We start from the raw sequence: 26891 nt of genomic DNA, 5'->3' as shown, positions 1-26891 counted from the left end.
CAATCGCACCGGAGTAAGTGTTGGACCGCAGGTCAGGACGCGGGCGACGGTTACCTCATGCCGCAACCGTCCTCCTGCGAAGCCCCCTCCCCGCCCCTCTCCACAGCCCCGCCCCCGCCCCCGTCCCGCAACCCCTACCTACGTCTCTTCACCGTCCCCGGCACGCGTGCCTTCACCGTCGGCAATCTGATCGCCCGGCTTCCCATGGGCATGTTCAGCGTGAGCGCGGTCGTCATGATCGCCGGTTCGCGGGGTTCGTACGCGCTCGCCGGTGCCGTCACGGCGACGGGTCTGGCGGCGACGGCCCTGGTCGCCCCCTTGATCGCCAGGCTGATCGACCGCCATGGTCAGGCGCGGATCGCGGTACCGGCGACGGCGGTCGCCGCGCTCGGCTCGCTCGCGCTCCTGCTGTGCGTGCGCTACGGGACCCCGGACTGGACCCTCTTCGCCGCGTACGCCGCCACCGCCACGACGCCGAACACCGGGGGCATGTCACGCGCCCGCTGGGCCCATCTCTTCAAGGGCGACCCGGCGGCCGTACACACCGCGAACTCCTTCGAACAGGCCGCGGACGAGCTGTGCTTCATGCTGGGTCCGGTGCTCGCGGCCTTCCTGTGCGGGACGTTCTTCCCGGAGGCGGGGACGCTGGTGGGCGCCGTCCTGCTGATGTCGGGCGTCCTGGTCTTCGCGGCGCAGCGTTCGACTCAGCCGCCACCGGGGGGACGTACGAAGGCCAGGTCCCCCCTGCGGTCCCCCGGAATGCCCCCGCTCCTCCTCGGCTTCCTCGCCATCGGCGCGGTCTTCGGGGCGATGGAGGTCGTCACGATCGCGTACGCGGACGCGCGGGGCCACAAGTCGGCGGCGGGTGTCGTCCTCGCGCTCCAGGCGGCCGGTTCGTGTGCGGCGGGACTGCTGTACGGGGCGCTGAAGCCGGCCGGTCCCGCCGAGCGGCGCTATCCGTGGTGCCTGACCGCGATGGCGGCACTGCTGATCCTGCCGCTGCTCGCGGCGCGGCTCACCGGCTCGCTGCTCGCGCTGGCGGGCGCGCTGCTCCTCGCCGGGATGGCGACCGCCCCGACCATGGTCACCGCCATGACGCTGGTGCAACAGCGCACCCCTGAAAGCCGGTTGAACGAGGGCATGACGCTCGCCGTGACCGGGCTCCTCGGCGGGATAGCCTGCGGTTCGGCGACCGGCGGGTGGGTGGTGGAGCAGGTGTCGGCGACAGCGGGGTACGGCGTGCCGGTCGCGGCGGCCGCGCTGGCACTGCTGATCTGCCTCGCGTCTCCTGCGGTGCGCGCCAGACGGACCATGCGCGTCAGACGGGCAGTACGTACCAAGCGGGCAGTACGTACCAAGCGGACCGAACGTGCCAAGCGGACCGAACGTGCCAAGCGGACCGAACGTGTCAGGCGAACCGTGCGCGTCAAGAGGACCGCGGGCCCGACGACCGGGGGATGACCCGGCACCGGGCCGGTCCCTTGGCCAGCAGGGTGATCCCCGCCCCCAGCGGTACCTCTTCCTCGCCCACCGCCTCGAACTCGAACTCCCGGATCAGCACCGCGAGCCCCAGGACCGACTCCAGCATCGACAGATGCTGTCCGATGCAGGCGCGCGGACCGCCGCCGAACGGGAACCAGGCGTACCGCGGACGGCCCGCCTCCGCCTCCGGGGTGAAGCGCTCGGGGTCGAACCGCTCCGGGTCCGGCCAGTAATCGGGGTGGCGGTGCGTGACCCACGGGCTGACGAAAAGGTCGGCGCCGGCCGGAATGCGTACCCCGTCGACCTCCGCGTCCGCGACCGCGCGGCGGCCGATGACGGGCGCGGACGGGTACAGCCGCATCGCTTCCTTCAGCACCATCGTCAGATACGGCAGCGCCTCCATGTCCGCCGCGGTGGGCGCCCGTCCGCCGGGTCCGCCCAGGACGCGGTCGGCCTCGTCCCGTACCCGCCGCTGCTGCTCGGGGTGGCGGGCGAGCAGGTGCAGGGCGAAGGCCAGCGCGGTCGCGGTGGTCTCGTGGCCGGCCAGCAGGAAGATGAGCACCTGCTCGCGGAGTTCGGCGGCGTCGAGGCTGCCGTCCTCGGCGTTCCCGGCCCGGACGAGAAGGGTGACGAGGTCCTCGCCGCTCTCCTCCCCGCCGTCCCCCTCGTTCTTCCGGTTACGGCGGCTGTCGATGATGCCGTCGCAGAGCGCGAACAGCTCCGCCTGGGTGCGCGCCGCACGGCGGTTGGCGGGCGTGGGCCACGTGCGAGGCGTCCTGACGGGCGCGAGTCCACGTTTCAGCGCGTACTCCTGGAGCAGGGGCAGCGTGCGCTCGATCACCTCGAACGTCGTCTCCATGTCCGTCCCGAACAGGATCCGGCCGACGACGCGCAGGGCGAACCGGTGCATCTCACCGACCAGTTCGACGCCGCCGCCCGGAATCCCGCGCCAGGCCTCGGCCAGACCGGCCGCCTCGTCGGCGACCTGCCCCGCGTAGCCGTCCACGCGGCGGCGGGTGAACAGCGGCTGGACGAGGCGGCGCTGGCGGAGGTAGGTGGCGTCCTGGCTGGTGAGCAGTCCGTTGCCGACCGAGTCGCGCAGTTCCCCGTAGAAGACGTTGTCCTTGCGGAAGTTGCCGGATTCCGTCGCCAGGACCTGCTGGGCGCCCTCGGCCGAGAACACGGCGTAGATGTCGGCCCGCAGCCCCGGCGGGCCGGCCCGGAACCGCACCACGTCGCCGTGGTCGCGGCGGGCCCGCAGATAGGTGGCGAGGGGGTCGTTCAGCAGGTCGTTCATGGAGCCCAGCAGCGGGTGTCCCGCCACGATCGGCGCCTGCGCCGCACCGGCGGCCGTCACTGCTGCCATGTTCTGCCGCCTCCCTGTGAACCGCACACCTGCGCGAGTCACAGTAGTCCGACGGGTGACAGGAGTTGAGGCGGCGCGCGGCGACGAGACCTCGTCGCCGCGCGCCGCGTCTACCGCTCGCGCCCGTCGAGAACCTCCCGGATCACCCGCCGCGCATGGCCCGCCATGACCGGGTTCGTGTCCCGGTAGTAGCGCAGTTCGACGAGGGCGATCGACAGCGCCCAGCCGCGGCCGCGCGCCCAGGACGCGTCGTCGGCCGCCACGGCTGCGCGGAAGGCCTCCCGTACGTCGCCCGGCAGCACGTACCACGCCACGATCAGGTCGACGGCGGGATCGCCCAGCCCCAGGCACCCGAAGTCGATGACGGCGCCGAGCCGCCCGCGGTCGACCAGCACGTTTCCCGGTTGCAGGTCCGCGTGGATCCAGACCGGCGGGCCCGCCCACACCGGGGCCCGCAGAGCCGTCTCCCAGACGGCTCTCGCCGCGTCGGCGTCGACGACCCCGCGCAGCTCCTCGATCGCCTCGCGCGTCACGGTGTCCCGCACCGCCAGATGCTCGCTGCGGTAGGAATCGGGCCCGCCCGCGGGGTCGACCCGGTGCAGCGCATCGATGAACCCGGCCAGGTCCTCGGCCAGCAGGCCGGGTGCGACGAGGTGCCCGACGTCCGGTGTCGCACCGTCCAGCCAGCGGTAGACGGACCACCGGAAGGGGTAGTTCCCGGCGGGCAGCCCCTGGCCCAGCGGTACGGGCACGGCGACCGGAAGCCGCGGGGCGAGCCACGGCAGCCAACGGTGCTCCTTCGCCACGTCGCCCTCGGCCCCCGCACGGCGCGGCAGCCGTACGACCAGGTCCGCGCCGAGCCGGTACATGGCATTGGAGGTGCCACCGGAATCGACCGCCTCGACGCCAAGGCCCGCCCACCGCGGAAACTGCCCGGCGACCAGCCGCTGCACGAGGACTACGTCGATATTCAGTTCGTCGGTACGCATCGCGGCGAGCCTACTGTCGGACCGCTCGCCCATCGAAGCGGGGCGAGGTGGCCATCCGCGAGCTGGGCTACCGGCTGCACGCGGGCTCCCGGGCGCTGGGGCCAGCAGCAGGCGCCACGACCAGACGCGCTCCTGCTGACCCAGGAGGAGGGCACGGAGGGACTGCGCAGGGTCGCGGACACGGTCTCGTCGACGCCCTGATCGTGATGGATGTGCAGTTGAACGATCCGCACCTGCCCTTGCTGCGGGCGCTGGACCGGCCGTCCGTGATGATCGGGTTCCCTTCCCGGCCCGCCGGACCGACCTGCATCGACCTCGACTTCCGGGCGGCGGGCGAGGTGTGCGTGGAGCAGCTGGCACGGCTCGGGCACCAGGTCGTGGCCCTCGTCAGCCCGCCGCCGGAGGTATACGTGCGCGAGACGGGGGTCGCCCAGCGTGGTGCAGGGGTTCACGGCAGCCGCCGACCGGCACGACCTGTCGTCCTCGGTGCACCCCCGCGAGGCCGCGCCCGCCGCCGCCCGCCGGGTCGCCGAGCAGCCGCTGCGGGAGCGGCCCGCGCTCACCGGGGTCGTCGTGCACAACGAGCCCGTCCTGAAGCCGCTGATCGACGCCTCGAACAACTCGGCCTGGGCGTTCCGGGCGACCTCTCCATCACGGCAATCTGCCCCGACGAACTGGCGGAGAGCGCCCGCATCCCGCTCACCTCGGTCGCTCTCCCGTCCGCGGAGGTGAGCGCGGGGGGCCGTGGACCTGCTGATGCGAAAGCTGTCCGGCGCACCGGTACCCGCGGCCACACTCCTCGCCCCCACCTGACAGAGCGGGCCAGCACGGCACCCCGGCCCTGACCGTCCCGAGGAGCCCTGGGCATGCATGAGGCCCGCACTCGGGTGAGCGCGGGCCCCTGTGATGCGTTCAGTGAGACGGCACCGACGCCGGCGGCGGCTCCTCTTCGACCAGGAACTCGACGGAGTCCACCAAGAACTCACCGTAGTGGAGGGCGGATCCGATGGCCTGCATCCTTGTGTACTGGTGCGGAGACAATGATCGGTCAGAGGCGTTGACTATGGTGCTGAGCAGCACCCGGAACGCCAGGTCCGGAGTGCAGCGGCGAGCGCAGTCGACGAGCGCCTCGCGCACCTCGGTGTCCAGGAACTCCGCCCGCTCGACCTCAGCGATGACGGCGTCCTGGCACGCCCAGCCGTCCTCCGTATCGGCTCCGGTGAGCGGGCGTACGTCCGCCTTCGCGGCCAGCCGGGCATCACACAGGCCGATGACCGTCCGCGTCCACTCCGATCCTGAGGTCCCCTCGAAGCTCGCCATGTACTGCGCTCCGGCGTTCCACAGCACCTCGAGCGTCTCCGAAGGGAGGTTGTCGAGGAGTGTCCGTGCATCGCGACGGACTGCCAGTGCCAGCTCGTCGGCCGATTCCGAGAGGTGTTTCGCGACGACGTCGGCGGCCGTGGGCCCGTCGTAGGTCCAGTCCTGGTGGAAGAAACTCATCACCCACGAGGCACCGAAATCGAATGCGGTGAAGCGCTCCACTGGATGTCACCTCCTTATATCGGGTAGCAGGTTTGCACGTAGTAGCCGAAGGGATGCTTCCCCGCTGTACTCGGCACCCTCACGAGCTTGATGAAGAACTGGTTGCCTGCTGCCGCGCTGGGCCTGCCAGTCGACGGACGGACGCGGCGACCGTCAGGACCCGGAACAGGACCCGGAACAGGACCCGGCGTCTGGTCGAGCAGGGCGCGACGCCCCCCGTGTGCCCCCGGAGGGTCACGCGCCGCCACTCGGGCCGCGGCATCGTCGCCGCCTTCCGCATCCGGAGTCGGCGCTGACGTCTCGGCGCATGACAAAGGCCCCGTCGCTCGAAAGCGACGGGGCCTTGCCCACATGGGATGTGGAAGTCCGGGAGGACCTCCTGATCGTGGAGATGGCGGGAATCGAACCCGCGTCCACCGGTGCAGAATCAGGGCTTCTCCGTGTGCAGTTCGCTGCGATTTTCTCGGCCCCGGCGATCACGCGAACAAGTCGCCGACGGGCCCAGTCACTGTTTGATTTCCCATCGAACCCCGTGACCGGGCTCGATGGTTTAGTCCCCTAGATTATGCCAGGGTCCGGGTCGGGAACACTCCCGGGCTGACACCCATTAAGGGTCCCTCACTCACTGCTTATTAGGCAGCGAGGGCGAAGGACTGGGAATCGCTCTTGGTATTGGCGATTATTTTTTGCGACATATGGTTTACGAGATCATTGCCGCTTCCTCGACACGCTTCCCCTGCTTCAACAGCCGCTGTCGAAACCGATCATCCCCATGTTGATTTTTCAAACCGCTCCGCACCCGCTGTGAGGTGCAGAGCCCATCGTACGTGACCAACGCACGACGATGCCAGCCTATTCCCGCGGGCCGACCGCCCTACTCGCCCCGCTGCTTGCGCTTGGCCGCCGCGATCGCCCGGTCCGACTCCCGCCGGTCCTGCTTCTCCCGCAGGGTCTGCCGCTTGTCGTACTCCTTCTTACCCCGTGCCAGCGCGATCTCGGCCTTCGCGCGACCGTCCTTGAAGTACAGGGCGAGGGGCACGATCGTGTGACCCGTCTCCTCGGACTTCGACGCCAGCTTGTCGATCTCCTCGCGGTGCAGGAGCAGCTTCCGCTTGCGGCGCACGGTGTGGTTGGTCCACGTGCCCTGGCTGTATTCGGGGATGTGGGCGTTGTGCAGCCACGCCTCGTTCCCGTCGATCTGGACGAAGCCGTCGGTCAGCGAGGCGCGTCCCTGACGCAGCGACTTCACCTCCGTGCCGGTGAGCACGAGCCCGGCCTCATAGGTGTCGATGATCGCGTAGTCGTGGCGCGCCTTCTTGTTCTGCGCGACGATCTTGCGCTTGCCGTCCTTGACCTTGCCGGAGGCTCCCCCGCCCTGCTTCGGCTGGGACTCTTTCGGTACGTACATGCCCTTACTCATAGTGCTGGCCATTTTCGCACTACAGGGGGGTCGGAGGGAAAGCCGATTACGAAGGATCTCCGAGACCGCTCAGCACGGTCCCGGCCCGCTCCAGCGCCTCCGTGTCCGCCTCCAGGTCGGGGGTGATGCCGCGGCCGTCGACACTGTGGCCGGAGGGGGTGCGATAGTGCCCCACGGTCAGCTCGGCGACGGAGCCGCCGGGCAGCCGGCTCGGCATCTGGACCGAGCCCTTGCCGAAGGTCCTGGTGCCCACGACGACCGCGCGCCCGCGGTCCTGGAGAGCGCCGGTGAGCAGCTCGGCCGCGCTCATCGTGCCGCCGTCGACCAGTGCGACCAGGGGCCGCGTGGTGTCGGCGCCGGAGTCGGCGTGCAGGGCGCACTGCTCACCGTTGACGTCGTACGTCGCCACCAGGCCGCCGTCGAGGAAGGCGGACGCGGCGGTGACCGCCTCGGTGACCAGTCCGCCGGAGTTGCCCCGCAGGTCGAGGACGATCCCGTCGGCGTGGGGCGCGTCGGCCACGGCGGCCCGTACGCGGTCGCCGGAGCCCTTGGTGAACGCGGCGACCTTGATCACGGTGACGTCGTCGGCGAGCCTGCGCACGGTGACGGGGTCGGTGGACAGGCGGGCGCGGCGCACGGTCTCGTCCCACGCGTGCGTGCCGCGCGCCAGGCCGAGCCGGACCCGGGTGCCGGCGGCCGCGTCGCCGGCGTCGCCGCGCAGTAAGGAGACGACATCGGTGACGGGCTTGCCCGCGACGTTCTCGCCGTCGACGGTGCGCAGCCGGTCACCCTCGCGGATCCCGGCGGCGGCCGCGGGCGAGCCGGACTGCACCCGGCTCACCTCGATACGGCCGTCACGTTCGCGCCGGGCCCACAGGCCCACGCCGGTGTACTGGCCGTCGAGGGCCTCCTCGAACTCCTCGTACTCGCCCTGGGAGTAGACGGCGCCCCAGCGGTCGCCGCTGCGGCTGACCGCGCGCTCGGCGGCCTCCACGGGGGACTTGCCGTCGGCCGCGGCCTCGGCGGCCGCCTCGGCGACGTCCTCGCGGTGGCTCGCCGGGGCCGGGCGGGCGGAGGAGGCTTTCCGGCCGGAGTCGTCCGGTTCGTCGAACGAGCCGGTCGCGGCGCCCGCCACGAGGACGCTCGCGAAGAGCAACGTCAGGGCCGCCCCGCGGCCGAAGCGGCGGGGTTCACAGAACGGGTCGGGGCCTGACATGCCGGTGAGTCTAGGACAACACGAAGGGCCGTACGGTCTGTTGCCCGTACGGCCCCCTTGGCGTGCGTCACACCTTCAAGTACTTGCGCAACGCGAAGAACGCGGCGAGCCCGGGCATCAGCACACTCGCGGCGAGGATCAGCGGCAGCTTGGTCAGCACGGCGTCCCAGCCCACGAAGTTGATCAGGTTCAGCTTCTCGGACAGAGCCATGCCGTGGTCGATGGTGAAGTAGCGGCCGACGACCAGGAAGAGGCAGGCCACACCACCGCCGATCAGACCCGCGACGGCCGCCTCCATGATGAACGGCGCCTGGATGTAGAAGCCGGAGGCGCCCACGAGCCGCATGATGCCGGTCTCCCGGCGGCGGCTGAACGCCGAGACGCGCACGGTGTTGACGATCAGCAGCAGGGCGACGATCAGCATGAGCGCCATCAGCGCGAGCGCCGCCCGGTTCATCAGGTTCAGCAGTCCGAAGAGGTTGTCGAGAATGCCCTTCTGGTCCTGCACCGACTGCACACCGTCACGGCCGTCGAAGGCGGTCGCGATGACCTGGTACTTCTCGGGGTCCTTCAGCTTGATGCGGAAGGACTCCTGCATCTGGTCCGGGGTGAGCGAGCTGGCCAGCGGGGAGTCGCCGAACTGCTCCTTGTAGTGCTTGTACGCGTCGTCGGCCGACTCGGGCGTCACCTTCTCGACGACGGGCATCTTGTCGAGGTCGCTCTTGATCTGCTTCTTCTGCTCGGTGGTGACCGCCCCCTTGGCACAGTTGGGGTCGGACTCCGCGTCGCTCTTGTTGCAGAGGAAGATCGAGACGTTGACCTTGTCGTACCAGTAGCCCTTCATCGTGCTCACCTGGTCGCTCATCAGGAGCGAACCGCCGAACAGGGCGAGGGAGAGGGCCACCGAGACGACGACCGCGAAGGTCATCGTCAGATTGCGACGGAGACCGACACCGATCTCCGACAGAACGAACTGGGCGCGCATGGCGTCTGGTCAAACCTTTCCGTGGATCGTCAGTGCTGGTAGCCGTACACGCCGCGCGCCTGGTCGCGGACGAGTCGGCCCTTCTCCAGCTCGATGACGCGCTTGCGCATCTGGTCCACGATGTTCTGGTCGTGGGTCGCCATCACCACGGTCGTGCCCGTGCGGTTGATGCGGTCGAGCAGCTTCATGATGCCGACGGAGGTCTGCGGGTCGAGGTTGCCGGTCGGCTCGTCGGCGATGAGGAGCTTGGGCCGGTTGACGAAGGCCCGGGCGATCGCGACGCGCTGCTGCTCACCGCCGGACAGCTCGCCGGGCATCCGGTCCTCCTTGCCGCCGAGCCCGACGAGGTCGAGCACCTGGGGCACGGACTTGCGGATCTCGCCCTTCGACTTGCCGATGACCTCCTGGGCGAAGGCGACGTTCTCGGCGACCGTCTTGTTGGGCAGGAGACGGAAGTCCTGGAAGACGGTCCCCAGCTGCCGCCGCATCTGCGGCACCTTCCAGTTGGAGAGGCGCGCGAGGTCCTTGCCCAGGACGTGCACCTGACCGTGACTGCACCGCTCCTCGCGGAGGATCAGCCGCAGGAAGGTGGACTTTCCGGAGCCGGAGGACCCCACGAGGAACACGAACTCGCCGCGCTCGACCTCCAGGGAGACATCCCTGAGAGCGGGGCGGGTCTGCTTGGGGTAGACCTTGGAGACGTTGTCGAATCGGATCACGGATGCACCACGGGTCGCCGGGGGTAGGTGAGCGTGACCATACGCGAACCGGGAGTGCGAGCGCAGTCGGCGTACACGGTTGCGCGAGGCTTGCGCGTTTTGTCATGGCTCTGAAGGGTCACAGAGGCGATTTCGAAGAGCTCCTTCGGGACATCGTCGGCGCATCTTTCAGGCCTCACACCCGCCGGAACGGGGCAGGATAAGGCGAGCCGCGCCGAAATCCGCGGAACCTGGCACAGTGGAGTGGGGAACGGTTGCGTTCCCCGAAGCGTTGTGTAACCGGAAACGGCGCAAGGAGGGCGAGCGCATGACGTACGACCGATTGGTGTGCGCTAACTGCGCGGCGCCCGTCAGTGAGGGCCGCTGCCCTGTCTGCCGTGCGAACCGGGAGCGGCTCCAGCAGGAGGGCCCCTTCGCGGGACTGAACCCGATGGCGCTGATCGCGCTGCTCGCCGTGCTGATCGCGGCGCTGGCACTGCTGGCCCACCAGACGGCGTAGGGCCGCCGGAAGCCACACAGCCCACACAGCCCGCTCAAGGCGGGTACGGGGCGCGTACAGGGCGTATGAGAAGGGCCCGGAGCGGCTGCTCCGGGCCCTTCTTCATGCGCTGTGTCGATCAGGTCAGGCGGCAGCTGCGCCGCGACCGTTCACGAGGCGCGGCAGCATCCGGAAGCCGATACCGCCGGCGATCATCGTGGCGGCGCCGATCAGCAGGAACGCGGTCTCGCCGGCACCGGTCTCCGCCAGCTCACCGTCGCTCTTGCCCTGGGCGGACGTGTCCGAGCCGGTGTCGGTCAGGGCCGAGGAGCCCTTGCCCTGCTCGACCGGCTTGTTGCCGCCGCCGTCGGTGTCGGTACCGCCGGTGGAGGAACCACCGGAGGTGTTGCCACCGTCGGTGTTGCCACCGTCGGTGCTGCCACCATCGGTGCTGCCACCATCGGTGCTGCCGCCGTCGGTGCTGCCGCCGTCGGTGCTGCCACCGTCAGTGGTGCCGCCGTCCGTCGTACCACCATCGGTCGTGCCGCCGTCCGTCGTACCACCGTCAGTGGTGCCGCCGTCGGTCGTACCACCGTCAGTGGTGCCGCCGTCCGTCGTACCACCGTCAGTGGTGCCACCGATGCTGACGCCGCCGCCGTCGGTCGCACCCACCGTGGTGCCGCCGTCGGTCGTACCACCGTCGGTGGTGCCGCCGTCCGTGGTGCCGCCGTCGGTCGTACCGGCCGAGGTACCGCCGTCGGTCACACCCACCGAGGTGCCACCGTCGGAGGTGCCGCCGTCGGCGTCGCCCGCGGTCGTCACGCTGACATCGGCGGACACCCCGCCCTCACCGATACCGACGCCGACACCGACGCCGAGAGCGGAAGCGGCACCTGCGGCGGTCAGTGAGGCACCCGCGGCGATCACGGCACCCGCGGCTATTCGCGCGACGCGGATCCGCGTCTTCTTCGTCATTTGGCTGCTACCCCCAGTAGCTCATCGTCAATGGAGCAGCGCCCGGGGCCGCGATCAACGGGGATGGTTCAGAAAGCCCCCCGGTTCACATGCACCCCAGTAATGCGCATGCCACGCGCCACCATTCCCATTTTTCAAAGCAACGTCAAGGCTGTTACGCACGGGATGTCAGGTAAGTGATCATTTGCCGGACAGAGCGGTCTGTGAGTGTGACGTAAAACCCAGACATCCACCCCCACAAACGACACAACTGCCGTCCATGGGACGGCAGTTGTCATGTCGACAAAGCGGCTCGACCGAGCCGCGTTACTTCTCCTGCTGCTTGCGCCAGCGAATCCCGGCCTCGAGGAACCCTTCGATCTCACCGTTGAAAACGGCCTCCGGATTGCCGACCTCGTACTCGGTCCGCAGATCCTTGACCATCTGGTACGGGTGCAGGACGTACGACCGCATCTGGTTGCCCCAGGAATTGCCGCCGTCGCCCTTGAGGGCGTCCATCTTGGCCTGCTCCTCCTGCCGGCGCCGGTCGAGCAGCTTGGCCTGGAGGACGTTCATCGCGGACGCCTTGTTCTGGATCTGCGACCGCTCGTTCTGGCAGGAGACGACGATGCCGGTGGGCAGGTGGGTGAGGCGCACCGCGGAGTCGGTGGTGTTCACGCCCTGGCCGCCGGGGCCGGAGGACCGGTAGACGTCCACCCGCAGCTCGGACTCGTCGATCTCGATGTGGTCGGTGGTCTCCACCACGGGAAGGATCTCGACACCCGCGAAGGAGGTCTGCCGACGCCCCTGGTTGTCGAAGGGGGAGATCCGCACGAGCCGGTGCGTGCCCTGCTCCACCGACAGCGTCCCGTACGCGTACGGCACCTGGACGGCGAAGGTCGTGGACTTGATGCCGGCCTCTTCGGCGTACGACGTCTCGTAGATCTCGGTCTTGTACCCGCGCTGCTCGGCCCAGCGCAGATACATGCGCTGCAGCTTCTCGGCGAAGTCGGCGGCGTCGACGCCACCGGCCTCCGCCCGGATGTTCACGAGGGCCTCGCGGGAGTCGTACTCCCCGGAGAGCAGCGTCCGGACCTCCATCTCGTCCAGTGCCTTCTTGACGGCGGTGAGCTCGGACTCGGCCTCGGCGCGGGTGTCCGGGTCGTCCTCCTCCTCGGCCATCTCGAAGAGGACGCTGAGGTCGTCGATCCGGCCGCGCAGGGCCTCGGCCTTCCGCACCTCCGCCTGGAGGTGGGAGAGCTTGCTGGTGATCTTCTGCGCCGCCTCGGGGTCGTCCCACAGGGACGGCGCGGCCGCCTGCTCCTCGAGCACGGCGATGTCTGCCCTCAGCTTGTCGAGGTCCAAAACGGCCTCGATCGACTCCATGGTCGAGGAGAGGGACTTGAGCTCTTCGGATACATCGACGACTGCCACGCCTCCAGCGTAACGGCTACGACAAGCGGGGCTCGCCCCTCGTCCCCGTGCGGGACGGCCCGCGGACGCCCACCGGCGTGCGGGGCCGTGCCGGCCCCGCCGACGCACCGCCTCACGGAGACTCCGGCGCCGAATTCCTCGTGTCCGACGGAGTCGCCCCCGCGTCGTCCCCGGATGTGGCGGCCCACGTGCCGACCGCCGCCGCGACCACCAGCACGACCGCGGCCACCCCCAGCGTGATCCGCCGCCGCCGCGCGGTCGCCCGGTGCCGGGCCGACCCCGGTCGCGGCGCGCCGGGCGTGCGCGGCGCGCGAGCCGTGCCCCGCGCCCCGCCCGCCAGTTCATCGGGCCCCGGCACCCGCATCGACGTGTGCGTGTCCCGGTTGGAGTCCGGCTTGGCTCCCGGTACCAGCGGCACGGACCCCCGCCGGACCCGCGCTCCCGTCACCGTCTCGCCCGGCGGGTCCTCCGCCTCCGGCGACTCTTCCTCCGGCTCCGTGTCCGGCTCGTCCACATCCAGCGGCGGCATCCCGGCCAGCAACGGCAGCTGCTCCCGCAGCCGCGCCCCCAGCTCCGAGGCCCGCAGGCGCGACGCCGGTGCCTTCGCCAGGCACTGCACGAGCAGTTGCCACAGCTCCTCGGGGATACCCGGCAACGGCACCACGGTCTCCGTGACGTGCCGCCGCAGTACGGCCCCCGGGTGTCCGCCGCCGAACGGCGTGAACCCGGCCAGCAGCTCGTACAGCACCGTCGCCAGCGCGTAGATGTCCACCGACGCCCGCGGCGGCAGGCCCTCGATGATCTCCGGCGCGAGATAGTCCGGAGTGCCGATGATCTTCGTCGCCCGGGTCCGCCGCGGTGAGTCGATCAGCTTCGCGACCCCGAAGTCGGTCAGCAGCGCGGGGTGCGAGCCCCCGGGTCCGAGCGGCCCCTGCATGTCGAGCAGCACGTTCTCCGGCTTCACGTCCCGGTGCACCACACCCGCCGCGTGCGCCGCCGCCAGGCCGTCCGCGACGTCGGCCACGATCGCGACCGCCGCCTCGGGGGCCAGCCGCCGCTCCCGGTCGAGCCGGGTCCGCAGATCCGTACCGCGGACGAGATCCATGACGAGCGCGAGGTCATTGCCGTCGACGACGAGATCGCGCACCGAGACCACGTTCGGATGGTCGAGGCCGAGCAGCGCGGTCCGCTCCTGGACGAAACGCCCTACGAGCTCCTGGTCGGACGCGAGGTCCTCACGCAGCAGCTTGATGGCGACGGGCCCTTCGGGTCCCTCGCCCAGCCACACCGTGCCGGCGCTGCCCCGCCCCAGGATCTGGTTCGCGGTGTACCGGCTACCGATCTTCCGTGCCAAGACTGCTCCTACAGGGGACGCGTGTTGTCGCTAAAACTACGCGCCGGAAGAGCCAACCTTCACCGCGGAGACGGAAATCACCCATCAGATGTCGACAAATCCCCAGAGTCGGTGAGCTCTTGGGGTTTTTGTCGCTGACTGCGGGGAGCCGGTTGCTAGTTGCTGGTTTTGTCCGAGCCCCCGCCCAGATCGCCGATCCACCCGCTCACCTTGTTGAACCAGTGGCTGAGCTCACTCCAGTACCCCCTGCCCGTCCCGATCCACTCCTGAAGGGGACTCAGCTCCCAGACCAGCCACCCGGCGACGAACAGGATGATGACGGTGAACAGGCATCCCTTGAGGCAGCCGAGCCCCGGGATCTTCATCGGGTTGGCACCGCGCTGGCGCGGCTGTCGCGGCTCGGGCTCAGGCCGCGGCGCGGGCTGCCGCGGCTGCGGCTGGTGCCGCTGAGGCTGCCGCTGCGGCTGCTGCTGCGGCGCGGGGGCGTACTGCTGGGGCTGGGGCTGGCGTCGGGGCTGCCGCTGCGGCTGCCCCTGAGGCGCGTACTGCTGGGGCTGCTGCTGCGGATACCCGTACCCGGGCCCGGGCTGCTGCTGGGGCTGCTGCTGCGGCCGCGCGACCTGCCGCTGGGGCCGGCGGCGCAGCGGGTCCTCACTCGGGTCGAGATACGACTGGACCTGCGTCTGCTCGTTGCGATCGCGGGCCGCGCGCAGCTGGTTCTGCCAGGGGTGCGGCTCCTCGGGCCCGGACTGCCCGTTCGGCCCGCCGGGCTGGTGCTGCGGCACCGGCGGCATGACGGCGGTCGGATCGGCGGCGCCGCGGTGCGGCAGGACGGAGGTGGGGTCGGCGTCGCCCGAGGTGTGCGGCAGGAAGCTGGTCGCCGCGTTCGGGTCGTACGCGCCCGCGCCCTGGGGCAGCACCTGCGTGGGGTCGGCCGCGCCGGGCACGCCGGGCACCGTGGCGGGTGTCGGATCGGGGGCCAGCAGCGCCCCGACGCCCTCCGCGGCGGCGATCTGCGCGGCACTCGCGTGCACGCCGACGCCCCCGGCGACGACGCGCAGTGCGCGCGCGAGGTTCTCGGCGCTGGGCCGCCGGTCGGGGTTCTTGCTCAGGCAGCGCTCTATGACCGTCCACAGCGGGTCGGGAACGGTCGAGGGCCGGCGGGGCTCGGCGCTCAGGTGCTGGTGCAGCACTTCGAGGGCGGACCCGCCGGCGAACGGCGGACGCCCCGTGATCAGCTCGTACAGCAGGATGCCGGCGCCGTAGATGTCGACGGCGGAGGTCTGCGGGCGCCCCTCGGCCGACTCGGGCGCGACGTACGCGGGCGTGCCCACGAACTCGTGCGTCCGGGTGAGTCCGGGGGAATCGGCCAGTCGGGCGATGCCGAAGTCGGTGAGCATCGGGTGCATCTGGCCGCCGTCCTGCTTGAGCAGGACGTTCGCGGGCTTGAGGTCGCGGTGCACGACCCCGTCGGCGTGGCTGGCGGCGAGCGCGTCGGCGACCTGGGCGGTCAGCAGGGCGGCGGCGACGGGCGTGAAGGGCCCGTTCTCGCGGAGGTAGCGGTGCAGGTCGGGCCCGTCCACGAGGTCCATGACGAGCGCCAGCAGGTCGCCCTCGACCACGAGGTCCCGCACCCGCACGATGTTCGGGTGGGTCAGGCGCAGCAGGACGGAACGCTCCCGCAGGAACCGCATGACGACGTCCGCGTCGCTCGCGAGCTCCTCCTTGAGGACCTTGATCGCCACGGTCTCGCCCGGCTGGCCCGCGACGGCGGCCTCGGCGCCCGCGGTCTCGCGCTGACGAGCCCGCCAGACGGTGCCCGTGGCGCCCCGTCCAAGCGGCTCCTCAAGGAGGTACTTGCTCCCTACTGGCCGCACGTCATGCGCTCCTTGTTGCTTGCTTGCCTGGTCCGTCCACCCTGCTACAGGTGTTCCGACCCACTGTAGTGCCGCAGAACCTGGCACCGGGCTGTCGTCGGCCTGTGCTTCCCGAGGGGACCTGTGCTTCCCGAAGGGCTGCGCGGAGGACTTCGCACGGACTTCTCAGATGTTCGGTGGAAAGACGCCGGTTGCCGGCACTTGGTTGCCGGAGCCGGGCGTGACCGATCTCAAGCGGACGCCGGTCGGGCACTGGTCAGGCACTTTTGCGGGCAGAGCCGACCAATCAAGATCACTTGTCGGTGGGTGGGGGGCGGGTTGTCAGTGGCAGGTGCGAGGATGCCTCCAGTTACTGGCCGACGTGCTCGTGTGCGGTGGGGGAAGTCCGCGGTGGGGGATCGCGGTGCGGCTTCGTCTCCGTCGTGCGGGCGCCCGTGCAGAAGGGACCGCTGACGGCGATGCAGATCCGGCTGACCGTCGTAGATCCGCTGGGGCCGCCCTCGGAGCCGCGGGCGCGTGCCGCGAGCTGCGATGTGCTGGTCACCGCGCCCGCCGGGACGGCGCTGGCCGCGGTGGCGTCGGGCCTGGCCTCGGCGGTCGCGGGCGACGGGGGTGCCGCCCAGCCCGAGCGGAGCCGCGAGAGCGGGGGCGGTCCGGTGGTGCTGTACGCGGGAGCCGAGCGGCTCGACGCGCAGCGCTGCACGCTGGGCGAGCCGCCGCTGACGGACGGTGCGGTGCTGTCGCTGGGCGCGCCCGTGGAGCCGGGTCCCGACGTGGCCGCTGTCACGGCCGAGCTGCATGTGGTGGCGGGGCCCGACGCGGGCGGGGTCCATCTGCTGCACGGGGGGCAGATCCAGATCGGCCGGTCCGCCGACGCGGATGTCCCGCTGGACGACCCGGACGTCTCCCGGCTGCACTGCGCGGTCACGGTCGCCGAGGACGGCCGTGTCTCGGTCGCCGACCTCGGCTCGACGAACGGTACGACGCTGGACGGCAGGCGGGTGGGCGACCGCGCGGTGCGGTTCGCACCGGGGGCGCTGCTGCGGCTCGGCGAATCGGCGCTGCGGCTGGCTCCGCCGGGCGGTGTGGAAGCGGTCGGTACGGCCCCGGACGGCGAGGGGCATGTCCGGGTGACCGACGGGGGTGCGCCTGGTCTCGGTGGGTTCCGGCTCGCGTGGGGGCCGGGCGGGGCGCGGGGGCTTCCGGAGGTACGGCGCCCGGTGTGGGCCGTTCCGCACGCGCGCGGGGGTGGCGGGGCGGGGCGGGGCGCGCCATCCGGCGGCGCGTCGGCCGCCGCCTCCGGGGACGGCCGCCCCTCGGGTGAGACGCACCACGCCTTCGGGGCCTCGGCATGGGGTGCCGCGGGGGGCGCCCCTAGCGCCCCCGCGGGAGGTGCCCCGGGCGCCCAGGAGCACGGCCCCGTGGAGCCCCGTTTTCCCGCACCGGTCGTGCCGGGGCAGGGCGGCGCCCCCCGGATCGAGAGCAGGCGGACGCCGGAGTCGGGCGGCACGGGCCCGGACGGGCGGCCCGTCGCCGGGCCCGGCGGGGCTTCTGCCGGAAGGCCCCGTGACGTTCCCGGCGCGGACACCCGTGACCTGCGCGGGGGAAACGCCCGGGACGTACCCGGCCGAGACCCCCGTGACCTTCCCGGCCAAGGCCCCGGCGAGGGGCGCGACCGGGGCCGCCGCGAGGTGCCGGGCCAAGGCCCCGGTGGGGTTCCGGGCCATGGACACGGTGAAGCACACGGCCGGGGTCCCGGTGAGGGGCACGGCCGAGGTCCCGGTGAAGCACACGGCCGAGGCCGCCGCGACGCGCCGGATCGCGGTCCCGGCGACGTTCCCGGCCGAGGTTCCGGCCACGATTCCGGCGGCGTTCCCGGACAGGGCCCCGGTGACGGGCATCCTCTAGGTTCCGCTGAGGGGCCCGACCGTGGCCCCCGCGAGGGGTACGGCGCGCGTCCCGGTGAGGTGCCGGGACCGGATGACCTACGTGGTGGGATCCCTGGTGCGGGCCCCCGCAAAGGGACCCCGCTGCGGGGCACCGACGTGCCGCAGGGCGCGCGCAGGCGCGGGGGGTTCTCCGCGTGGGCGCGGCGGCTGACCGGCGGGCGCGGGGAGCCGGCCGGGGACGGGCCTCAGGCGTACGACGAGGACACGGCCCGGGTGCCGGAGCCTGCGGTCACCGGGGCGCAGGCGCCGGAGAAGTGGCCGGACCCGGCGGCCCTGCTGCTGACGGCGCTCGGGCCGGGCCCGCGGCTGTGGGAGCGCGGGCCGGGACACCCGGAGGCGCTCACGGTGCGGCTGGGCACGGCCGACCGGACGGCGCCGGACGGTTCGGGACTGCTGCCCGCGGTGCCCGTGACCGCCGGGCTGCGCGAGGCCGGCGCGCTGGGCCTGGCCGGCCCGCGGGCGCGTCTCGCCGGGCTGGCCCGCGCCGTCGTGGCGCAGCTCGCCGCGCTGCACTCCCCCGACACCCTGGAGATCGTGCTGATCAGCGGGGACCGGTCCCGTCCGGTGGAGGAGCGCACCGCCGAGTGGTCCTGGCTCGGCTGGCTGCCCCATCTCAAACCGGCCCACGGCCAGGACTGCCGCCTGCTGCTGGCGTACGACCGCGACCAGACCGCCGCCCGCACGGACGAACTGCTGCGCCGCCTGGAGGACCACCTGGCGGACACGGACCACACGCGTAACGCACCCCAGGACCTCCCCCGTCCGGCGGACACACCGGACACCGCCCTGCGCGGCGGGGCCCGTCGTCCCTCCTGGGCGCGGGACGACCAGCAGGACGGCGACGACACGTTCACGGGCCCGTACACCGTGGTGATCGTGGACGGCGATCCCGGCGGCGCCGATGTGCGGGAGGCCGTGGTGCGCCTCGTGCAGGACGGAGCGCAGGCCGGGATACATGTCATCTGCCTGGCCGAGACGGCGGCCGCCTCGCCCTCGTCGCCGGTGACGGAGACGTACGAGGCGGCGTGCGCGGTCTCGCCGGCGTTCCGGGAGTGCGGGGCCGTGGCCCTGCTCAGCGGTGACGTGGCCACGGCGCTGCGCCTGCTGCGGGTCGCGCCGGGCGAACCGCCCCGTCACGCACAGGAGCAAGGCCAGGAGCAAGGCCAGGAGCAGGGACAGAGGCAGGGACAGAGGCCGACCACAGATCATGCGCGGGGCCCGGCCACGGGTCAGAGCCAGGGGCCGGACGCCGGACACACCCGGGACACGGCCGCCACGCGCGGCCGCCACGGCTCCGCCGGTGCCGGTGCGCCTCGTCCGCGCTCCGGCCCGGGCGCGGACGAGCGGACGCATCACGACCACACCGGACGGGCGCTGCGCGACTCCCTGGACCGTGCCCCGGCCGGGCGCGCCGACCACGGTTCCGCGACCCGCGCGCACCGGGGCCCCGTGGGACACGGCACGGTGGCCGCCGTCGACGCCGTCTCCTCGGCGTGGGCCGAGCGGTTCGCGCGGGCGCTGGCTCCCCTGCGTACGGACGGCAGCGGGGACCGGCACGCGCGCGTGTCCGCGCCGCTGCCCCAGGCGGCGCGGCTGCTGGACGAGCTGGGACTCGCCCGCGCCACCCCGGCTTCGCTGATGGCACGCTGGGCGGACGCGGCGGACGACCCGGAGACGCGCGGCGGGCGGGCGGCGGCGGTGCTGGGCGCGGGGCCGCGTGGACCGGTGGGCGTGGACCTCGTCGCCGAGGGCCCGCATCTGCTGATCGAGGGACCGGCGGGCAGCGGGCGTACGGAGCTGCTGCGGGCCCTGGCCGCGTCGCTGGCCGCGGCGGAGCGTCCCGACCGGCTGGGGATCGTCCTCATAGACGGGCGGGACCGCGGTGCGCACGGGGCGGGCGCCGGCGACGGGCTGCGCGTCTGTACGGACCTGCCGCATGTCACCACGCACCTCGCCGCCAACGACCCGGTTCGCATGCGGGAGTTCGCCCAGTCGCTGAGCGCCGAGCTGAAGCGGCGGGCCGAGCTGCTCGGGCGGCTCGGCTTCGCGGAGTGGCATGCGCAGCGCGCGGTGCCGGCCCGGATCGTCCCGCAGCGGACGTCGCGCATACGGCCCGCGCCCAGGGACCCGGGCACGTCCGGTGCCCCAGGCGCGCCCGGCGCCCCCGGCACGTCCGACCCGGCCGGCGCCGCGGACCTGGACACGCCCCCGAGTTCGACGCTGCGGCTGCGCCCGGCGGCGACCCGGGAGCGTACGGAATCCGGGCCGCCGGCCCGGCTCGTCGTGGTGGTCGACGACCTGGACGCGCTGCTGTCGCCCGCCCTCGGGTCACCGGGACGGCCCGCGGCCGGTTCGGTCGTACGGGCGCTGGAGGCGGTGGCCCGGGAGGGCGAGCGGCTCGGGGTGCATCTGGTCACCGCATCGAGCCTCGAGGGGCGTACGGCTCAGACGGAGCCGGCCCGGGCGGCCGCGCTGCGGATCACCCTGGAGGCGGTGTCGCCGGGCGTCGACGAACCGGCGCCGGGGCGGGGCCAGTTGACCTTCGCGGACGGCCGGGTGATCCCCTTCCAGGGGGGCCGGGTCACGGGCCGCATCCCCCGCACGGCCACCCTCCGCCCCACGGTCGTCCCCCTCGAATGGCATCGCATGGGCGACCCGCCCGCCCGCCGCCCCGTCCGCGAGCTCGGCAACGGCCCGACGGACCTGGCCCTGCTGGCCAGCGCCCTGGAGCGCGCGGCACGCTCGGTATCGGCCACGGAGGTGCCGTCGCTGCTGTGAGTCCGCCCCCAGGCGCCCCGGCCCGCCTCACCGTACGTCACGACGCGGTCACGATCACCCGGTTGACACTGCGGGCGCTCTTGCCGCCCCCGTCGCCCGGGGCGTAGACCAGAGCGCACGGGACACCGCTCGGACGTTCGACGAGGAACGATGAACGGGGCAATCATGCGCAGCACAGCTCGTACCCGCAGGTCCGCCCAAGCCGCAGCAGCCGTCGTATCCGCCGCACTCGCGCTCACGCTCACCGGATGCGGCAGCAGCGACAAGAAGAGCGACGACACCACCGAGAGCAGCGGCGGCAAAGAAAGCGGCGCCACCGTTCAGCTGCCCAAGCTCGACGGACAGACGCTGGAAGTGGCCGCCGTCTGGACCGGCCCGGAGCAGAAGAACTTCACCAAGGTGCTGGACGAGTTCGAGAAGCGCACCGGCGCCAAGGTCAACTTCGTACCCACCGGCAACAACACCTCCACCTTCCTCGGTACCAAGATCGAGGGCGGCAAGCCGCCGGACGTCGCGTTCCTCCCCCAGGTGGGCGTGCTGCACCAGTTCGCCGACAAGGGCTGGCTCAAGCCCCTCGGCGCCGACGCCCAGGCCCAGCTCGACAAGAACTTCTCCACCGGCTGGAAGGACCTCGGGGCGTACAAGGGCAAGCAGTACGGCGCCTATGTGAAGGCCGCCAACAAGTCCCTCGTCTGGTACAACACCCAGGCCTTCGACGCGGCGGGCATCACCAGGATGCCCAAGACGTGGAAGGACTTCCTCGCCACGGCCCAGACCCTGTCCGACGCGGGCTCTCCCGCCGTCTCCATCGGCGGCGCCGACGGCTGGACGCTCACCGACTGGTTCGAGAACATCTACCTCTCCCAGGCCGGTCCGGAGAAGTACGACCAGCTCGCCGCCCACAAGATCAAGTGGACGGATCCCTCGGTCAAGGAGGCGCTCACCACGCTCGCCCAGCTGTGGGGCAAGGACGACCTGATCGCGGGCGGCCGCTCCGGCGCGCTCCAGACGGAGTTCCCGAAGTCGGTCACCCAGACGTTCTCCGGTGACACCCCGGCCGCGATGGTCTTCGAGGGCGACTTCGTGACGGCGAACATCAACGCCGACACCAAGGCGAAGGTCGGCACGGACGCGAAGGTCTTCCCGTTCCCGGCGGCCGGCGCGAAGGCGCCGGTGGTCAGCGGCGGTGACGTGGCCGTGGCGCTGAAGGGCGGTGCGGGCGCCCAGGCGCTGATGACCTTCCTCGCCTCGACCGACGCGGCCGAGATCTGGGCGGCGCAGGGCGGCGTCATCTCGCCCAACAAGGCGATGGACACGGCCACGTACAAGGACGCCGTGACGCGGGACATCGCGAAGGCGCTGCTCGCGGCGGGCGACGACTTCCGGTTCGACATGTCCGACCAGGCCCCGGCCGCGTTCGGCGGCACCCAGGGCGTCGGCGAGTGGAAGGACCTCCAGGACTTCCTGAAGAACCCGAAGGACGTCGCGGGCACCCAGCGCAAGCTGGAGGCCGACGCCGCCAAGGCGTACAAGAACAGCTGACGGCGCGGACACCAGGACATGTCGTCTTCGGTAGCGAAGGCGGAGGGCGCCGGCGCACCGCCGCCGGTCTCCTCCGCCGCCCCGCGCAAGAGCGTGACCGGGACCAGGCTGTGGGTGGCGGTGCTGTTCCTGCTGCCCGCGCTGGTGCTGCTCGGCGCGCTCGTGGTCTACCCGATCGGGTACTCGGTCTGGCGCAGCCTGTACGACGCCGACGGCTCGGGCTTCGTAGGCCTCCAGAACTACGGCGAGATCTTCACCGACAGCCGGACCCTGACCGCGGTCCGCAACACCGCGATCTGGGTGGCGGTCGCCCCGGCGATCGTCACGGTCCTCGGCCTGATCTTCGCCGTGCTGACCGAACGGGTGCGCTGGGGAACGGCGTTCAAGCTGATCGTCTTCATGCCGATGGCGATCTCCATGCTCGCCGCCGGCATCATCTTCCGGCTGGTGTACGAGCAGGATCCGAACCAGGGCGTCGCCAACGCGGTCGTCACCTCCGTGCACGACGCGTTCGTGGACTCCTCCGTCTATCCGAAGGCCCGCCCGAACGCCCAGGTCAGCGACTTGAAGGCGTCCAGCGGCGGCTCCTTCACCACGACGGGGACGGTCCACGCGGGCACCCCGGCCCTGCTCCCCCTCGTCGGCATAGCGCCGAACAGGCTCCCCGGCACTCCCGCGGACGCCGAGGAGCCGTCGGGCAGCGGCGTCACCGGCACCGTCTGGCTGGACTTCAAGCTCGGCGGGGGCGGCACCAAGGGCAAGGTCGACCCGGGCGAGAAGGCGCTGAAGGGGGTCACGGTCGAGGCGGTCAAGGACGGCACGGTGGTCGCCTCCGCGCGGAGCGGCGCCGACGGCACGTTCAGCCTGCCGGACCGGGCCGACGGAGCCCGGCTGCGCCTGCCCGGCTCGAACTTCGCCGCGCCCTACAACGGCGTCGACTGGCTCGGCCCGACCCTGGTCACCCCGGCCATCATCGGCTCGTACGTGTGGATGTGGGCGGGCTTCGCGATGGTGCTGATCGCGGCGGGCCTGGCCGGGGTGGACCGCAATCTCCTGGAGGCCGCCCGGGTGGACGGCGCCAACGAGTGGCAGGTGTTCCGGAAGGTCACGGTGCCGCTGCTCGCGCCGGTCCTGGTCGTCGTCCTCGTCACGCTGATGATCAACGTGATGAAGATCTTCGACCTGGTCTACATCATCGCGCCGCAGCCCACCCAGGACGACGCCAACGTCCTCGCCCTGCAACTGTTCCTGTCGTCCTTCGGCGGCGGCGGCAACTACGGCGTGGGCAGCGCGATCGGCGTCATCCTGCTGCTGCTCGTCCTGCCGGTGATGTTCGTCAACCTCCGCCGTCTGAGGAAGGAGCGCGAGCGGTGAGCGCCCTCGACACCTCCGTACGTGCCAAGCGGTCCCTGGCCGCCCGGGTGGCGAGCGGTGCGGCGGGCGGCGTGCTGCGCGTCTTCCTCCTGCTGGTCGCCCTGTTCTGGCTGGTGCCCGCGTTCGGTCTGCTGGTCTCGTCGTTCCGGGAACCGACCGACATCGCCGCCTCGGGCTGGTGGAAGGTCTTCACGGCCCCCTCTCAGCTGACCGCGAAGAGCTACCGGTCGCTCCTGGAGAACGGTGACGTCACGCACGCCCTGTTCAACACCGTCTGGATCACGGTGCCGGCGACCCTGCTCGTCGTCGTCATCGGCGCGATGGCCGGCTACGCCTTCGCGTGGATGGACTTCAAGGGCCGCGACTGGTGGTTCATGGTGGTGGTGGCGCTGCTCGTGGTGCCGGTGCAGGTGGCGCTGATCCCGCTCTCCGATCTCTTCGGCAAGGTCGGGATCTTCGGCGACATCATCGGCGTGGTCCTCTTCCATGTCGGCTTCGGGCTCCCGTTCGCCATCTTCCTGCTGCGCAACTTCTTCGCGGAGATCCCGCGGGAGCTGCTGGAGGCGGCGCGTCTCGACGGGGCGGGCGAGGCACGGCTGTTCGCGACCGTGGTGCTGCCGCTGGGCGCGCCGGCCATCGCGTCCCTGGGGATCTTCCAGTTCCTGTGGGTGTGGAACGACATGCTGGTCGCCCTGGTCTTCTCGGACTCCAGCTCGCAGCCGCTGACGGTCGCCCTCCAGCAGCAGGTGCGGCAGTTCGGCAGCAACATCGAGATCCTGGCGCCGGGCGCGTTCATCTCGATGGTGATCCCGCTGGCCGTGTTCTTCGCGTTCCAGCGGCAGTTCGTGTCCGGGGTGATGGCGGGCGCGGTGAAGTAACGCGTCCTGTGCGCCGTCACAGGGGCGGGCCGGCGACCGGTCCGCCCCTGCCTGCGCCCCGGCGTCCCCCGGATGCCACATCTGGCGTAACCGGATCACCCCTTCGGCCGTTTCCGGGCAGATGCCCGCGCCGACCCATGGATGTCCGTTGCCCAGGTTCAGTGTCATCGTCCCCGCGTACAAGGTTCAGGCGTACCTGCATGAGTGCCTCGAATCCGTGCTGGAGCAGTCCTTCCCGGACCTCGAACTGATCGCGGTCGACGACTGCTCACCCGACGCCTGCGGCGCGATCATCGACGAGTTCGCGGCCCGTGACACCCGGGTACGGCCCGTCCACCTGCCACAGAACACGGGTCTGGGCCGGGCCCGCAACGCGGCCCTGGCCGAGGCCACCGGCGACTACCTGATCTTCCTGGACGCCGACGACAGCCTGACGCCGGGCGCACTCCAGGCCGTCGCCGACCGGATCAAGGAGACCTCCGAACCGGACGTCCTGGTCTACGACTACGCGCGCACGTTCTGGTCGGGCGAGACCGTCCGCAACCGGGAGGCGGGGCAGCTCACCGAGCAGGGTCCGGCGCCGTTCCGCCTCGACGACCGTCCGGGCCTGCTCAACGTCCTGATGGTGGTCTGGAACAAGGCGTACCGCCGGGAGTTCGTCGAGCGCGAGGGCTTCACGTTCCCGCCCGGCCTCTACGAGGACACGCCCTGGACGTATCCGGCGCTGATGGCCGCGGAGACGGTCGCCACCCTCGACCGGGTCTGCGTCCACTACCGCCAGCGCCGCCGGGGCAACATCCTCGGCACCACCGGCCGGGGGCACTTCGACATCTTCGGCCAGTACGACCGGGTCTTCGCGTATCTCGACGGGCATCCCGAACTGGCGCACTGGCGGCCGGTGCTGTTCCGCCGCATGGTCGACCATGTGGCGACGGTGTTCACCCGGCGCGGCCGGCTGCCGCGCGGCAGCCACGCCGAGTTCCTGCGCCGGGCCCGCGCCCACTACCGCCGCCACCGCACCCCGGGTCCCCCGGCCCGTCCCCGGTTCCGGCTGCGGCACGTCCTCGTCCGCCTGGGCAGCCACCGCACCTACCGTCTGCTGTCCCTGGCCTCCCGCACCCGCGTCCGCACCGCGCGGTCGGCCACCGCCGTCCTCGGCCGCCTGGCCGGCGTCGCGCTCCAGGCGCACTACCGCCTCCAGCGCCGGCTGCCCGTGCGCGCCGACCGTGCCGTCTTCGCCAGCCACCAGGGGCAGGGTCACGGCTGCAACCCGGGCGCCTTGGAGGCCGCGTTCCGCACGCTCGCGCCGCACATCCGCACGGCGTGGATCGCGCGCCCCGAGCACCACCACACCGTCCCGGCCGCGACGCGCCGGGTGCGGCCCGGCTCGGCCGCGTACTGGACGGCGCTCGCCCGCTCCAAGTACCTGGTCAGCAACGCCGACTTCGACCGCCGGCTGCGCAAGCGCCCCGGCCAGATCGTGATCCAGACGCACGCCGGGACCCCGCTCAAGCGCATGGGTCTCGACCTCCAGGACCGGCCGGCGGCGGCCCGCGACACGGACTTCGCCCAGGTGCTGCGCGGCGCCGACCAGTGGGACTACTGCCTGTCCGCCAACCGCCACTCCACCCTTGTATGGGAGCGCGTCTTCCCGTCCGGGTTCACCACGCTGGAGTACGGCCAGCCCCGTAACGACCGCTTCCAGCAGGCGACTTCGGCGGACGTGACCCGGCTGCGCGAGTCGCTCGGCATCCCGCACGGCTCGGTGGCGATCCTGTACGCGCCGACGTACCGCGACTACCGCCGCTCCCAGCGCCACCTCCTCGACCTGGAACGCGTCCTGCGGCAGCTCGGCCCGCGCTATGTGGTGCTGACCCGCGCGCACCCCTCGTACGGCGCGCCCCTCACCCGCTCCGACGGCGCCCGTCTGATCGACGTGAGCGGCCATCCGAGCGTCGAGTCCCTGTGCCTGGCCTCGGACGCGCTGGTCACCGACTACTCGTCCCTGATGTTCGACTACGCCAATCTGGACCGCCCGATCGTCGTGTACGCGGACGACTGGGAGGCGTACGAGGCGGCCCGCGGCACCTACTTCGACCTGCGCGCCTTCCCGCCGGGCGCGGTCGCCCGCACCGAGGAGGAGCTGATCGACATCTTCGCCACCGGCCACTGGCGCGGCTCGCGTGCGGCGCAGCTGCGTGCCGCGTTCCGCGCGCGTTTCTGCCCGTACGACGACGGGCGCGCCGCCGAGCGGGTGGTGCGCCGGATCGTGCTCGGCGAAGGCGCAAGGGAAGGCGAAAGGAACAGCGAGGGCGACGGCGGGGCGACGGGTCTGCCGCCGGTCGTGCCGCTGGCCGGGCGCCATCCCGTCCCGTCGGCCGCGGCGGCTCTGGCGAGGCCGCCGCTCGCGACGGTGCCGCACCCGGCCGGTCCCGTCCCCGTCGTCGACAGTCCGTGAAGCACCTTCGCTCGAACAGGGGAACCCCCGTCGTCAGCCGGCGCCCCTTCGGACGACCGGGCCGCTGACCCGCGGATCAGCACCCATCAGCACCCC

The 26891-nt window shown here is 71.8% G+C and carries 18 protein-coding genes, 1 other RNA gene and 1 pseudogene; 8 read left to right on the top strand and 12 right to left on the bottom strand.

All coding sequences use genetic code 11. The annotated features are described in order from the left end of the window. Window positions 1–57: 57 nt before the first annotated feature. A complete protein-coding gene (locus SAVERM_RS26375; RefSeq protein WP_078234506.1) occupies window positions 58–1461 on the top strand; it encodes an MFS transporter in 1404 nt (467 codons plus the stop codon). On the opposite strand, the gene SAVERM_RS26370 is transcribed toward SAVERM_RS26375, so the two are convergent. Both SAVERM_RS26370 and SAVERM_RS26365 read right to left on the bottom strand, forming a co-directional pair. Then, window positions 1427–2848, bottom strand: a complete 1422-nt coding sequence (locus SAVERM_RS26370) for a cytochrome P450 (RefSeq protein ID WP_010986516.1) — start codon at window positions 2846–2848, stop codon at window positions 1427–1429. The genes SAVERM_RS26375 and SAVERM_RS26370 overlap by 35 nt on opposite strands. Before the next feature lie 110 nt (window positions 2849–2958). After that, the gene (locus tag SAVERM_RS26365; protein ID WP_037651660.1) at window positions 2959–3837 is read right to left on the bottom strand and encodes an aminoglycoside phosphotransferase family protein; all 879 of its coding nucleotides are present in this window, start codon (window positions 3835–3837) and stop codon (window positions 2959–2961) included. Between the two features lie 35 nt (window positions 3838–3872). On the opposite strand from SAVERM_RS26365, the pseudogene SAVERM_RS38900 reads away from it, so the two are divergent. Beyond that, window positions 3873–4682 (top strand): annotated as a pseudogene (locus tag SAVERM_RS38900) (LacI family DNA-binding transcriptional regulator); the annotation flags it as partial. 67 nt (window positions 4683–4749) lie between these two features. On the opposite strand, the gene SAVERM_RS26355 reads toward SAVERM_RS38900, so the two are convergent. The 6 genes from SAVERM_RS26355 to ftsE form a co-directional block, all read right to left on the bottom strand. Next, window positions 4750–5379: a contact-dependent growth inhibition system immunity protein gene (locus tag SAVERM_RS26355; RefSeq protein ID WP_010986513.1), complete on the bottom strand. Its 630-nt coding sequence runs from the start codon at window positions 5377–5379 to the stop codon at window positions 4750–4752. A gap of 383 nt (window positions 5380–5762) precedes the next feature. Continuing rightward, window positions 5763–6151: a transfer-messenger RNA gene (gene ssrA, locus SAVERM_RS26350) on the bottom strand. Window positions 6152–6253: 102 nt separating this feature from the next. Continuing rightward, window positions 6254–6787 carry an SsrA-binding protein SmpB gene (smpB, locus tag SAVERM_RS26345; RefSeq protein WP_010986512.1) on the bottom strand — a complete coding sequence of 178 codons (534 nt, stop codon included), beginning with the start codon at window positions 6785–6787 and terminating at the stop codon, window positions 6254–6256. A 58-nt stretch (window positions 6788–6845) separates the two neighbouring features. After that, on the bottom strand, window positions 6846–8015 hold the full coding sequence (locus SAVERM_RS26340) for a S41 family peptidase (RefSeq protein ID WP_010986511.1): 1170 nt from the start codon (window positions 8013–8015) through the stop codon (window positions 6846–6848). Between the two features lie 67 nt (window positions 8016–8082). Next, window positions 8083–9000: a permease-like cell division protein FtsX gene (ftsX, locus tag SAVERM_RS26335; RefSeq protein WP_010986510.1), complete on the bottom strand. Its 918-nt coding sequence runs from the start codon at window positions 8998–9000 to the stop codon at window positions 8083–8085. A gap of 29 nt (window positions 9001–9029) precedes the next feature. Next, a complete protein-coding gene (gene ftsE / locus SAVERM_RS26330; RefSeq protein WP_010986509.1) occupies window positions 9030–9719 on the bottom strand; it encodes a cell division ATP-binding protein FtsE in 690 nt (229 codons plus the stop codon). A gap of 307 nt (window positions 9720–10026) precedes the next feature. Between ftsE and SAVERM_RS26325 the strand changes: the two genes are divergently transcribed. Then, the gene (locus tag SAVERM_RS26325) at window positions 10027–10218 is read left to right on the top strand and encodes a hypothetical protein (protein ID WP_037651631.1); all 192 of its coding nucleotides are present in this window, start codon (window positions 10027–10029) and stop codon (window positions 10216–10218) included. A gap of 123 nt (window positions 10219–10341) precedes the next feature. Here SAVERM_RS26325 and SAVERM_RS26320 read toward each other — a convergent pair whose 3' ends face one another. From SAVERM_RS26320 to SAVERM_RS26305, 4 genes are all read right to left on the bottom strand, one after another. Beyond that, entirely contained in the window at window positions 10342–11172 is an 831-nt protein-coding gene (locus SAVERM_RS26320) for a hypothetical protein (protein ID WP_010986508.1), read from the bottom strand. A 306-nt stretch (window positions 11173–11478) separates the two neighbouring features. Further along, complete coding sequence (prfB, locus tag SAVERM_RS26315; RefSeq protein ID WP_010986507.1) at window positions 11479–12585, bottom strand: peptide chain release factor 2; 1107 nt, start codon at window positions 12583–12585, stop codon at window positions 11479–11481. Window positions 12586–12697: 112 nt separating this feature from the next. Beyond that, on the bottom strand, window positions 12698–13939 hold the full coding sequence (locus SAVERM_RS26310; RefSeq protein WP_010986506.1) for a serine/threonine-protein kinase: 1242 nt from the start codon (window positions 13937–13939) through the stop codon (window positions 12698–12700). Window positions 13940–14094: 155 nt separating this feature from the next. Next, window positions 14095–15816, bottom strand: coding sequence for a serine/threonine-protein kinase (locus tag SAVERM_RS26305; RefSeq protein WP_010986505.1), 1722 nt, complete (start codon window positions 15814–15816; stop codon window positions 14095–14097). A gap of 458 nt (window positions 15817–16274) precedes the next feature. Between SAVERM_RS26305 and SAVERM_RS26300 the strand changes: the two genes are divergently transcribed. The 5 genes from SAVERM_RS26300 to SAVERM_RS26280 all read left to right on the top strand — a co-directional run bounded on the left by SAVERM_RS26300 (window position 16275) and on the right by SAVERM_RS26280 (window position 26795). After that, window positions 16275–20543 carry an FHA domain-containing protein gene (locus tag SAVERM_RS26300; protein ID WP_010986504.1) on the top strand — a complete coding sequence of 1423 codons (4269 nt, stop codon included), beginning with the start codon at window positions 16275–16277 and terminating at the stop codon, window positions 20541–20543. Between the two features lie 165 nt (window positions 20544–20708). Continuing rightward, a complete protein-coding gene (locus SAVERM_RS26295; protein ID WP_037651634.1) occupies window positions 20709–22085 on the top strand; it encodes an ABC transporter substrate-binding protein in 1377 nt (458 codons plus the stop codon). An 18-nt stretch (window positions 22086–22103) separates the two neighbouring features. Continuing rightward, complete coding sequence (locus SAVERM_RS26290; RefSeq protein WP_042493600.1) at window positions 22104–23459, top strand: carbohydrate ABC transporter permease; 1356 nt, start codon at window positions 22104–22106, stop codon at window positions 23457–23459. Continuing rightward, window positions 23456–24337 carry a carbohydrate ABC transporter permease gene (locus tag SAVERM_RS26285; protein ID WP_010986501.1) on the top strand — a complete coding sequence of 294 codons (882 nt, stop codon included), beginning with the start codon at window positions 23456–23458 and terminating at the stop codon, window positions 24335–24337. The genes SAVERM_RS26290 and SAVERM_RS26285 overlap by 4 nt, the downstream gene beginning before the upstream one ends. A 148-nt stretch (window positions 24338–24485) precedes the next feature. Beyond that, entirely contained in the window at window positions 24486–26795 is a 2310-nt protein-coding gene (locus SAVERM_RS26280; protein ID WP_037651636.1) for a bifunctional glycosyltransferase/CDP-glycerol:glycerophosphate glycerophosphotransferase, read from the top strand. The last annotated feature ends 96 nt before the right edge of the window (window positions 26796–26891 follow it).

Source organism: Streptomyces avermitilis MA-4680 = NBRC 14893 (assembly GCF_000009765.2).
Taxonomy (GTDB): domain Bacteria; phylum Actinomycetota; class Actinomycetes; order Streptomycetales; family Streptomycetaceae; genus Streptomyces; species Streptomyces avermitilis.
Note: the sequence above shows the minus strand (reverse complement) of the source record. Positions and strands in the feature narration are given on the sequence as shown.